The organism is Novosphingobium sp. CCH12-A3 (assembly GCF_001556015.1).
Taxonomy (GTDB): domain Bacteria; phylum Pseudomonadota; class Alphaproteobacteria; order Sphingomonadales; family Sphingomonadaceae; genus Novosphingobium; species Novosphingobium subterraneum.
The window spans coordinates 1-10,047 of record NZ_LSIA01000291.1 but is presented as its reverse complement, the minus strand read 5'-3'; the positions used below and the strand labels follow the sequence as shown (position 1 = coordinate 10,047).

Below are 10,047 nucleotides of genomic sequence, written 5' to 3'. Positions count from 1 at the left end.
ACAGACCCGGTCTACCCGGCACCGAAACGAACTTCGCTTTGTTCACGGACGACTAAGTAGATGCCGCCATGGTCACCTCAGGCATGATCTCTGCTGCGGCGTCCATGCCTTCCGGATCGTAGGCCACAACTTCGGCCCCCGCATCCAGCAACGTCTGCACGATCGCGATCGAGGGTGCATCGCGCATGTCGTCGGTGTTCGGCTTGAACGTCAGGCCCAGCAGCGCCACGCGCTTGCCGCGGGCGTCGCCGCCCAGCGCCTCGATCACCTTGCGACCCATTGCGCGCTTGCGGCTGTCGTTCACCTTGACCACTGCTTCGACCAACCGCACCGGGCTGTTGTAATCCTCCGCCGTCTTGAGCAGCGCCAGAGTGTCCTTGGGGAAGCACGACCCGCCATAGCCCGGCCCCGCATGCAGGAATTTCGACCCGATGCGATTGTCGAGGCCGATACCCCGCGCCACGTCCTGCACATCGCCGCCGACCTTTTCGCACAGGTCTGCCATCTCGTTGATGAAGGTGATCTTGGTGGCAAGAAAGGCATTGGCGGCGTACTTGATCAGCTCGCTGCTGCGGCGCGAAGTAAACAGGATCGGCGCGCGGTTGAGAAACAGCGGGCGATAGACCTCGCGCATCACGCCACGCGCCCATTCCTCCTCGGCACCGATGACGATACGGTCGGGCCGCTTGAAATCGCCGATGGCGGCGCCTTCACGCAGGAATTCCGGATTGGATACCACGGCGAATTTCACATCGGTTCCGCTCTCGCGAATGATCCGCTCCACCTCGTCGCCGGTGCCCACCGGCACGGTCGACTTGGTTACGACAACGGTCGGCGTCCTGATGTTTTCCGCCAGCTCCTGGGCCACGGCATAGACATAGGTCAGGTCGGCGTGCCCGTCGCCCCGGCGCGAGGGCGTGCCGACTGCAATGAAGATCGCAGCAGCATCTTCGATGGAACTGGCAAGATCAGTCGAGAACGACAGGCGCCCGGCCTTGGCGTTGGCGGCGACCAGTTCGGCCAAGCCCGGTTCGTAGATCGGCATGACGCCGGAGCGCAGTCGCTCGATCTTGCTCTCGTCCTTGTCGATGCAGACCACGTCGTGGCCGAAATCGGCAAAGCAGGCTCCCGAAACCAGCCCGACATAGCCCGAGCCAACCATTGCGATCTTCATCAAAGCACTCCGTACAGCCCTGCGCTGTTAGCAAGCACTGGCCCATCCCGGAACCCTGCTTGCGGGCGCGCCTCCTAACCGTCTAACCTTGCCGGAACATGACTAGCATTTCCCTGCCCGAAAGCTGGCTGCCGAGCCTCGAACCGGTCCTGCAATCCCCTCCCTTGCGCGACCTCGACGCTTTCCTCGACGCCGAAGAACGCATCGGCAAGGAGATCTATCCACCGCGCGATGCGCGCCTCGCCGCGCTGGAGCTGACGCCGCTCGATCAGGTGCGCGTGGTCATCCTCGGGCAGGACCCGTACCACGGTCCAGGACAGGCGCACGGTCTGGCTTTCTCCGTCCGGCGTGGCGTCAAGATTCCGCCAAGCCTCGTGAACATCTACAAGGAACTCGAAGCCGACCTTGGCATCCCGCGCGCAGGCCACGGCAATCTCACGCGCTGGGCGCAGCAAGGCGTGCTCCTGCTCAACAATGCGCTGACAGTCGAGGCAGCAAACGCTGGCTCGCATCAGGGCAAGGGCTGGGAACTGCTCACCGATGCCGCAGTCGAAGCCGTCGCCTTGCGGCCCGAGCCCACCGTCTTCATGCTGTGGGGCAGCCATGCGCAGAAGAAGGCAGCGCGCATCGCCGCGCTGCGGAGCGGCCCGCATCTCGTGCTCAAGGCCCAGCACCCCAGCCCGCTTTCGGCCTACAAGGGCTTCTTCGGCTCGAAACCCTTCAGCCAGGCCAATGCCTTCCTTCAGGCCCATGGGCGCGGCGCGATAGACTGGCGCCTCCAGGAAACCCTGTTCTGACGCAAAAAGCCCCGCCGCAGCGGGGCTTTCACATCGGGATCGGGCCGAAGCTCAGCCCGGAATCGAAGCAGACGCTGCCTGACCGTCACCTTCCGGCGCGGCAAGGATGTCGCGCACGACCTGGCCCTTGGCCACGGTCTGCGTTGCCGGATCACCCACGGTCGAACGGATCGAGGCTGCTGCGGTACCCGCACGGTTGAGCGCGTCGGTCTCCACGCTGGAACGTGCCGAAGGACCGCCGAACAGGGTTTCCAGCGTCTGCTTGCCGGTTTCCGAATCCTGCGGACGCGGCGCGCCGGGGCTCGGCGGAGTCAGCGCGAAATCGGGCGGCACGACCAGCGGCGCGGCGCGCGTCACGGCCATTTCGTCAGGACGGTCACGGTTGAACAGCGAACCGCCGCCACCGCAGGCCGAGAGCAGGGTCGCCCCCGAGACGACAAGAGCAAGGGCGGCAGCTTTACGCATCATGCATTCTCCGTGGCGGTTTGGTCGCCGCTATCGTTTGGCTTTTCGCGCGATTTGAACGAGCGGGCAAGCAGTATCAGGACACCGAACGTGATCGCCACGTCGGCCAGATTGAAGATGGCGAAAGGCCGCCATTCGCCGATGTGCAGGTCGGCATAGTCGATCACATAGCCCAGCGTCAGCCGGTCATAGATATTGCCCAGCGCCCCGCCCAGCACGAGCCCAAGCGAAAGAATGTCACCGCGCAAGGTCTCGCGCAGCATCCACACCGTCACGCCCAGCGCAATCAATGCCGTCACGATGATCAGACCGTACCGCATCTCCATCGACGTTGCCGTGAACATGCCGAACGAAACGCCATAGTTCTCGGCATAGCGCAGGTCGAAGAACGGCAGCAGGTCTATCACCCCCAGATCGCGCAGCATCAGCGGGCCCACCATGACCGCCTTGACGATCCGGTCGACCACAGCAACCAGCAGCGCCAGGCCCAGGCCCTCGATGCGCGGACGGGTCAGCATCAGGCCGCTGCACCTGCGTCAATGGCCGTCACGACCTCGTCGCAACGATCGCACAGCGCTCCGTCTTCCGTGACTTCCGGAAGCAGGCGCCAGCAACGGCCGCACTTGTGGTCGGTATTCTTGGTCACTTGGAGGGTATCGCTATGCGAAACTGGACCTGTGATGAACAGTTCAGCCAAGAAGTCGGAAGCGTCCGAGAAAGGACCTGATACCTTCGCTTCCAAGCTGGAACCCAGCACCTTTTCACGACGCAACGGCTCGATAGCCTCAGTAACCCACTGGCGCATTTCACGGAGCGAGGCCCACCGAGTCAGTGGCTCACCGTTCTCATAGAGCCAAAGATCACCGTCCGGTCCAATCCGGTCAACCGCAGGCACCTCAGGCCATTCCAGCAAATGCACGCTGTCGCTACCCGGATAGCGCGACTGCCACACTTCCTCAGCCGTGAACACCAGCACCGGCGCGCCATAGCGGACCAGCGCGTGGAACAAGGTGTCGAGCACGGTGCGATAGGCGCGGCGCTTCGGGTCCGAAGGCGCGTCGCAATAGAGGCAATCCTTGCGGATATCGAAGAAGAACGCCGAAAGGTCCTCGTTGCAGAAGTCGGTCAGCGCGCGGACATAGGTGTTGTAGTCGAAGTCCTCGACAGCCTGCTTCAGCGTGGCATCGAGCTTGCCGAGCAGGCCGAGCATGTACTGCTCCAGCTCGGGCATTTCCGCCACCGGCAGCCGCTCGTCCTCGCTGAACCCGTCGAGCGCACCCAGAAGGTAGCGATAGGTGTTGCGCAGCTTGCGGTACTGGTCGGCAACGCCCTGGAGGATCTCCTTGCCGATGCGGTGATCCTCGGTGAAATCGACCGAAAGCGCCCAGAGCCGCAGGATATCCGCGCCGTAATCGCGCATCAGGTCGATGGGGCTGATCGTGTTGCCCAGGGACTTGGACATCTTCATGCCCTTCTGGTCCATGGTGAACCCGTGCGTCAGCACCGCATCATAGGGCGCCCGCCCGCGCGTGGCGCAGGATTCAAGCAGCGAGGACTGGAACCAGCCGCGATGCTGGTCCGACCCTTCAAGATAAAGATTCGCAGGCCACTGCAGATCGGGCCAGCGCCCCGATTCCAGCACGAAGGCATGGGTGGAGCCGGAATCGAACCACACGTCGAGAATGTCGGTGACGCGCTCGTAATCCTCGAGCTTGTACTTCTCGCCCAGGTATTCCTGCGCCCGCTCCTCATCCCAAGCATCCACGCCCTCGGCCATGACCGCGGCGACGATGCGCGCGTTGACTTCCCGATCGTTGAGGTACTGGCCGGTCTTGCGATCCACGAACAGCGTGATCGGCACACCCCACGCGCGCTGGCGCGACAATACCCAGTCCGGACGGCCCTCGACCATCGCACCGATGCGATTGCGGCCCTTTTCGGGCACGAAGCGGGTGTCGGCGATGGCCTTTGTGGCCTTTTCGCGCAGCGTGCCGCCTTCGGCTTCGCGATCCATCGGCACGAACCACTGCGGTGTGCAGCGATAGATCACCTTGGCCTTCGAACGCCACGAATGCGGGTAGGAATGCTTGTAGTCGGCCGACGCCGCCAGCAGCCCGCCAGCCGCGCGCAGGTCCTCGCAGATCGGCCCGTCCGGCGCGTTGAACTTGGGATTGATGACCGAGCCCTGCCCGCCGAGCCAGCCCCAGTCCTCACGATACTTGCCATCGCCCTGCACCGCGAAGACCGGCTCGATCCCGTGCGCCTTGCACAGCGCAAAGTCGTCCTCGCCATGATCGGGCGCCATGTGGACAAGGCCGGTGCCGCTGTCGGTCGTGACGAAATCGCCGGGGAGCATCGGACGCGGCTTGGCGAAGAACCCACCAAGGTGGTGCATCGGGTGGCGGCAGATCGTTCCCGCGAGGTCGGAGCCTTTGAACTGGTATGTTCTCGGATTGAAGTTGCTTTGCTCGAAGCCGAGTCCAGTCCTTCGCTTAAATTCGTCTTGGAGTTCGGACGCAACAAGGAACGAACACGAACCAAGCGGACCATCGGCCTGCATGAAAAGCGTATACTCAACCTCAGGCCCATAAGCCAAAGCCTGGTTCACCGGGATCGTCCAAGGCGTCGTCGTCCAGATCACAGCATGCGCGCCGACCAGTTCGGGGATCGGCGACTCAACAATCTCGAACGCCACGTCGATCTGGGTCGAGACGATGTCCTCGTACTCGACCTCGGCCTCGGCCAGCGCGGTCTTTTCGACCGGCGACCACATCACCGGCTTGGCGCCGCGATAGAGCTGGCCGCTTTCGGCAAACTTCAGCAGTTCGCGCACGATGGTGCCCTCGGCCTGCGAATCCATCGTCAGATAGGGGTTGTCCCAATCGCCATTGATGCCGAGGCGCTTCAGTTGCTCGCGCTGCACGTCGACCCACTTCTGGGCATAAGCGCGGCATTCGGCACGGAATTCCTTGGGCGGAACCTCGTCCTTGTTCTTCTTCTTCTTGCGGTACTCTTCCTCAACCTTCCATTCGATGGGCAGGCCGTGGCAGTCCCAGCCGGGCACATAGGGCGCGTCCTTGCCCAGCAGCGTCTGGGTGCGGCAGACCATGTCCTTGAGGATATGGTTCAGCGCATGGCCGATGTGCATGTCGCCATTGGCATAGGGCGGGCCGTCATGCAGAATGAACTTCTCGCGGCCCGTGCGCGCCTCGCGAACTTTCCGGTAAATGCCCTCATTCTGCCAGCGCGAAAGAATGACCGGCTCCTTCTGGGGGAGGCCAGCCTTCATCGGGAAATCGGTCTTCGGCAGGAAGACGGTCGGTCGGAAGTCGCGTGGTTCAGTCATGACGGCTGCGCACTAGAGCAATTGCGCACATTGGGGAAGTGGGGCGCTGGCAAGCGGCAACAAGCCTTCAAAGCAAGCACATCGTCACCCTGAACTCGTTTCAGCGTTCATCTCTCCACACGAACAGCAGTTTGATCGGCAACATGGATCCTGAAACAAGTTCAGGATGACAGGGTGACGAGCAGCGGGCCGCTACGCCAGCAACCGCCGCGCCTCGTCGCAATCCCGCCCCATCTGCGCCACCAGCGCATCGAGGCCATCGAACTTCGCCTCGGGCCGGAGGAAATGGTGGAACGCCACCTCGATTTCCTGCCCGTAGAGGTCGCCCGAAAAATCGAAGAAGTGCGGCTCGAGCAGCTCCTTGGGCGGATCGAAAGTCGGGCGGATGCCCAGATTGGCAGCGCCTTTCAGCACGCGACCATCCGGCAGGCGCCCCGTCACCGCATAGATGCCGTAACGCGGGCGCAGATACATGCCGATGTCGAGGTTCGCGGTGGGGAAGTTGATCGTCCGCCCCAGCTTGTCGCCATGCTGCACCATGCCGCGGATCGCGAATGGCCGCGTCAGCAGCTTCGTCGCCGTCTCGCAGTCGCCCGATTTCAGCGCCTCGCGGATGCGGCTCGATGAGACGACCTCGCCCTCCAGCGTGACCGGCCCCACCGCGCGCGCCGTCAGGCCAAAGCGCGGCCCCTCTTGGCGCAGCACTTGCGCATTGCCGCTGCGGCCCTTGCCGAAGGTGAAGTCCTCACCCGTCACCACGCCGACCGCGCCAAGATGCCCGACCAGCCCCGCCTCGATCCATTCGAGCGCGGTCATCCCGGCAACGTCCGCCCCGAAGTGGATCACCAGCATGGCATCGGCACCAGCGGCCGCGAACAGCTCCTGCCGCTGATCGAGCGTAGTCAGGCGGAACGGCTCGGCATCGGGCTTGAAGTGCCGCACCGGATGCGGATCGAACGTCGCTACGATCGCCGGACGCCCTTCCGCCTTGGCCCAACGGATCGCCTCACCCACCACCGCCTGGTGGCCAAGATGAAACCCGTCGAAATTGCCCAGCGCGACAATCCCGCCACGCATGGCTTCCGGAACCGGCTGCAGACTGTCGAGACGAATCATGCGTCCGCCCTGGCGTACGTGACGAAATCGAAAGCGGGTCTCTCCGCCTGCGCCGGATGCACTTCGCGCGATACCTCTGTCCACTCCTGTCCGAGCGGCTCCATCACGGTATCACCCTCGAACAGCCCACGTACTTCCGTCAATTCCACCCGTTCGGCAAGGGGCATGAACAGGCGGTAGATCTCCGCCCCGCCGACGACGGCAACCTCGCCCTCACCCGCCAGCGTCAGAGCCTGCTCCACGCTCGTCGCCACTTCGGCACCTTCGGCGTTCCAACCGGCATCGCGCGTCAGCACGATGTGGCGACGTCCCGGCAGCAACCCTGGCAAGCTCTCGAAGGTCTTGCGCCCCATGATCATCGGCTTGCCAAGGGTCAGCGCCTTGAACCGCTTGAGATCGGCGGGCAGGCGCCACGGCAGGCCATTGTCCTTGCCGATCACGCCGTTGTCGGCGCGGGCATAGATCAGGAACAGCCCAGCCCTGATTGCGCTCACAGCACCAGCCGCGTCACGTGGCCCATCTTGCGCCCGGGCCGCACCGCCGCCTTGCCGTAAAGGTGCAGGTGGTTGGCAGGGTCGGACAGGATCGCGGGCCAATCGTGCGCATCATCGCCGATCAGGTTGTCCATGACCACGCCCTTGGCCGCCAGCGCGGTCGAGCCCAGCGGCAGCCCGCAGATCGCGCGCACGTGGTTCTCGAACTGGCTGGTGAGCGCGCCCTCGATGGTCCAGTGCCCGGAATTGTGGACGCGCGGCGCCATCTCGTTGAACACCGGGCCGTCAGCCGTCGCAAAGAACTCCAGCGTCAGCACGCCGACATAGCCCAGCGCATCGGCCACCTTCGCCGCCAGCGCCCGCGCCTCTTCCACTTGCGCCAGAATGACCGGCGATGCAGGCACGGTGGAGCGATCCAGAATGCCGCCCTTGTGCACGTTTTCGGCGCTGTCCCAGAAGCGCACTTCGCCCGCTTCCGTGCGCACGAGGATCACCGAGAACTCAGCGTCGAAGGTCACGAAGCCTTCGTAGATCAACGGCTTGCCGGGCAGTTCAACGGCCTCGGCATCGGACGCCTGCACGATCCGCCACTGGCCCTTGCCGTCATAGCCATCGCGCCGTGTCTTGAGGATGCCGGGCGCGCCGATACTGGCCACAGCCGCGCGCAGGTCCTCCATCGAATCGACCTTGGCCCAAGGAGCAGGCCGCCCGCCGAGTGCTTCGACGAACGACTTCTCGTTCACGCGGTCCTGCGCCACTTCCAGCGCCTTGGCCGGAGGATGGAGTGGCGCATGGGCCGTCACTGCCGCCAGAGGCGTTGCCGCCACGTTCTCGAACTCGTAGGTCACGACCGCGCATTGTGCAGCGAATGCCGCCAGCGCCGGCTCGTCGTCGTACTCGCCTTGCGTGAATGCGGCGCAGACATCGGCGGCAATCGAATCCGCTTCCGGCGCATAGACGTGGCAGCGATACCCCAGGTTCGCCGCCGCCAGCGCAATCATCCGGCCTAGCTGGCCGCCACCGAGGATGCCGATCATCTCGCCGGGGGGGATCATCAGACTGGCTTCTCCGCCACCGAATCGGTCTGCGCGGTGCGGAAGGCAATCAGCCGCTCGGCCAGCGCCGCGTCAGACGTCGCCAGGATCGACGCTGCAAAAATGCCCGCATTGGTCGCGCCCGGCACGCCGATGGCCAGCGTCCCGACCGGAATGCCGCCCGGCATCTGCACGATCGACAGCAGCGAATCCATGCCTTTCAGCGCCTTGGATTCGACCGGCACGCCCAGCACCGGCAGGTGGGTCATCGAAGCGACCATGCCCGGAAGGTGCGCCGCACCACCAGCGCCGGCGATCACCACCTTGAAGCCTTCGGCATGCGCGCCCTTGGCAAAGCTCACCAGCCGATCGGGCGTGCGGTGCGCCGAGACGATGCGGCATTCATGTGCCACGCCGAGCTTTTCCAGCACGGCAGAGGCGTTCTTCATCGTCTCCCAGTCGGACTGGCTGCCCATGACGATGGCGACCAAAGGCTTGTCAGTCATCTCCCCTGCCCCCTTCAGGCTTGCCGAAGCGCTCAGCGCTCCGAGAGGTAATAGCGTTCGATCTCGGCAAGGTTGTCGTCGAGTTCATAGACGATCGGCTGGCCGGTCGGAATCTCGAGGCCGGTGATGTCCTCGTCCGAAATGCCGGACAGGTGCTTGACCAGCGCGCGCAAGGAATTGCCGTGGGCCGAGACGATAACCGTCTCACCGGCACGCAGCGCAGGCGCGATCTTCTCTTCCCAGCACGGCAGCACGCGCGCGATGGTATCCTTGAGGCTTTCGGTCGAAGGCACCGCGATCCCGGCATAGCGCGGGTCGGACGACAGATCGAATTCGCTGCCTGCTTCGAGCACCGGCGGCGGCACGTCAAAGCTGCGGCGCCAGACCTTGACCTGATCGTCGCCATGCTTGGCCGCGGTCTCGGCCTTGTCGAGCCCGGTCAGGCCGCCATAGTGCCGCTCGTTCAGGCGCCAGTCCTTGTCTTCCTGCACCCACAGGCGACCGGCCGCTTCCAGCGCCAGGTGCAGCGTCTTGATCGCGCGGGTCTGCAGCGACGTGAAGGCCAGCGTCGGCAGCACGCCCTTGTCCTTGAGCAGCTTGCCCGCGGCGAAGGCTTCGGCCGCACCCTTCTCGGTCACGTCGACGTCCCACCAGCCGGTGAAGCGGTTCTCGAGGTTCCACTGCGACTGGCCGTGGCGAATCAGGATCAGGCGGGGCATCAGGGCATCCTGTAACTGACTTTAAGAAGGAACCGCGCCCCTAGCGTCAGGCGGCCGAATTGGAAAGCCCGGTTTCCGGCGAATCGGGCGATTCGGCCTCGGATCCGCTGGCAGATCCCATGGCACGTGCCTGTGCCTTGCGGCGCTTGAGGTTCTCGCGCAGCCGCGCCGCCAGCCGCTCTTCGCGCGTCATCGGGGTTTTTGCATCGTTCATGGCACCCGATTGCCGGTATCGCCGACTAACTGCAAGACTTGAAGGCATTGCGCCGGAACGTCGCTTGACAAAGGTCGAGCCCCCCGTCATTAGCGCGCCCCTGCCCACCCCGCCGGTTCGCCGGTGAGAAGTGGCCAAGCGGAAATGGTGTGCTGCTGTAGCTCAGTGGTAGAGCGCATCCT

11 protein-coding genes are annotated in these 10,047 nt (G+C 64.2%); 1 reads left to right on the top strand and 10 read right to left on the bottom strand.

Translation table 11 applies throughout. The features are described from left to right. Positions 1-52: 52 nt before the first annotated feature. The gene (locus AX703_RS23710) at positions 53-1,174 is read right to left on the bottom strand and encodes a UDP-glucose/GDP-mannose dehydrogenase family protein (RefSeq protein ID WP_304439903.1); all 1,122 of its coding nucleotides are present in this window, start codon (positions 1,172-1,174) and stop codon (positions 53-55) included. 98 nt (positions 1,175-1,272) lie between these two features. Here AX703_RS23710 and ung point away from each other — a divergent pair, with 98 nt between their 5' ends. Then, positions 1,273-1,971, top strand: a complete 699-nt coding sequence (gene ung, locus AX703_RS23705; RefSeq protein ID WP_062347709.1) for a uracil-DNA glycosylase — start codon at positions 1,273-1,275, stop codon at positions 1,969-1,971. 51 nt (positions 1,972-2,022) lie between these two features. Here ung and AX703_RS23700 read toward each other — a convergent pair whose 3' ends face one another. The 9 genes from AX703_RS23700 to AX703_RS28090 form a co-directional block, all read right to left on the bottom strand. Beyond that, on the bottom strand, positions 2,023-2,436 hold the full coding sequence (locus AX703_RS23700; RefSeq protein ID WP_039337313.1) for a DUF3035 domain-containing protein: 414 nt from the start codon (positions 2,434-2,436) through the stop codon (positions 2,023-2,025). Then, on the bottom strand, positions 2,436-2,954 hold the full coding sequence (gene lspA / locus AX703_RS23695; RefSeq protein ID WP_062347707.1) for a signal peptidase II: 519 nt from the start codon (positions 2,952-2,954) through the stop codon (positions 2,436-2,438). The genes AX703_RS23700 and lspA overlap by 1 nt, the downstream gene beginning before the upstream one ends. After that, a complete protein-coding gene (gene ileS, locus AX703_RS23690) occupies positions 2,954-5,782 on the bottom strand; it encodes an isoleucine--tRNA ligase (RefSeq protein WP_062347706.1) in 2,829 nt (942 codons plus the stop codon). Before ileS ends, lspA begins: the two co-directional genes overlap by 1 nt. Positions 5,783-5,974: 192 nt before the next feature. Next, positions 5,975-6,898, bottom strand: a complete 924-nt coding sequence (locus tag AX703_RS23685) for a bifunctional riboflavin kinase/FAD synthetase (protein ID WP_197423819.1) — start codon at positions 6,896-6,898, stop codon at positions 5,975-5,977. Further along, positions 6,895-7,392: a dihydrofolate reductase gene (locus tag AX703_RS23680; RefSeq protein ID WP_039337229.1), complete on the bottom strand. Its 498-nt coding sequence runs from the start codon at positions 7,390-7,392 to the stop codon at positions 6,895-6,897. Before AX703_RS23680 ends, AX703_RS23685 begins: the two co-directional genes overlap by 4 nt. Beyond that, on the bottom strand, positions 7,389-8,447 hold the full coding sequence (locus AX703_RS23675) for a 5-(carboxyamino)imidazole ribonucleotide synthase (protein ID WP_062347704.1): 1,059 nt from the start codon (positions 8,445-8,447) through the stop codon (positions 7,389-7,391). Before AX703_RS23675 ends, AX703_RS23680 begins: the two co-directional genes overlap by 4 nt. Beyond that, a complete protein-coding gene (purE, locus tag AX703_RS23670; RefSeq protein WP_062347702.1) occupies positions 8,447-8,932 on the bottom strand; it encodes a 5-(carboxyamino)imidazole ribonucleotide mutase in 486 nt (161 codons plus the stop codon). The genes AX703_RS23675 and purE overlap by 1 nt, the downstream gene beginning before the upstream one ends. 32 nt (positions 8,933-8,964) lie before the next feature. Beyond that, positions 8,965-9,651 (bottom strand): 2,3-diphosphoglycerate-dependent phosphoglycerate mutase, encoded by a 687-nt coding sequence (gpmA, locus tag AX703_RS23665; protein WP_039337234.1) that lies wholly within the window; start codon positions 9,649-9,651, stop codon positions 8,965-8,967. Between the two features lie 46 nt (positions 9,652-9,697). Further along, positions 9,698-9,865 (bottom strand): hypothetical protein, encoded by a 168-nt coding sequence (locus AX703_RS28090; protein ID WP_197423818.1) that lies wholly within the window; start codon positions 9,863-9,865, stop codon positions 9,698-9,700. Between the last annotated feature and the right edge of the window lie 182 nt (positions 9,866-10,047).

Bases quoted from the DNA above. Each gene is read 5' to 3' on its own strand.
- AX703_RS23710 (WP_304439903.1), bottom strand. From the start codon at position 1,174: ATGAAGATCGCAATGGTTGGCTCGGGCTATGTCGGGCTGGTTTCGGGA.
- ung (WP_062347709.1), top strand. From the start codon at position 1,273: ATGACTAGCATTTCCCTGCCCGAAAGCTGGCTGCCGAGCCTCGAACCG.
- AX703_RS23700 (WP_039337313.1), bottom strand. From the start codon at position 2,436: ATGCGTAAAGCTGCCGCCCTTGCTCTTGTCGTCTCGGGGGCGACCCTG.
- lspA (WP_062347707.1), bottom strand. From the start codon at position 2,954: ATGCTGACCCGTCCGCGCATCGAGGGCCTGGGCCTGGCGCTGCTGGTT.
- ileS (WP_062347706.1), bottom strand. From the start codon at position 5,782: ATGACTGAACCACGCGACTTCCGACCGACCGTCTTCCTGCCGAAGACC.
- AX703_RS23685 (WP_197423819.1), bottom strand. From the start codon at position 6,898: ATGATTCGTCTCGACAGTCTGCAGCCGGTTCCGGAAGCCATGCGTGGC.
- AX703_RS23675 (WP_062347704.1), bottom strand. From the start codon at position 8,447: ATGATCCCCCCCGGCGAGATGATCGGCATCCTCGGTGGCGGCCAGCTA.
- purE (WP_062347702.1), bottom strand. From the start codon at position 8,932: ATGACTGACAAGCCTTTGGTCGCCATCGTCATGGGCAGCCAGTCCGAC.
- gpmA (WP_039337234.1), bottom strand. From the start codon at position 9,651: ATGCCCCGCCTGATCCTGATTCGCCACGGCCAGTCGCAGTGGAACCTC.
- AX703_RS28090 (WP_197423818.1), bottom strand. From the start codon at position 9,865: ATGAACGATGCAAAAACCCCGATGACGCGCGAAGAGCGGCTGGCGGCG.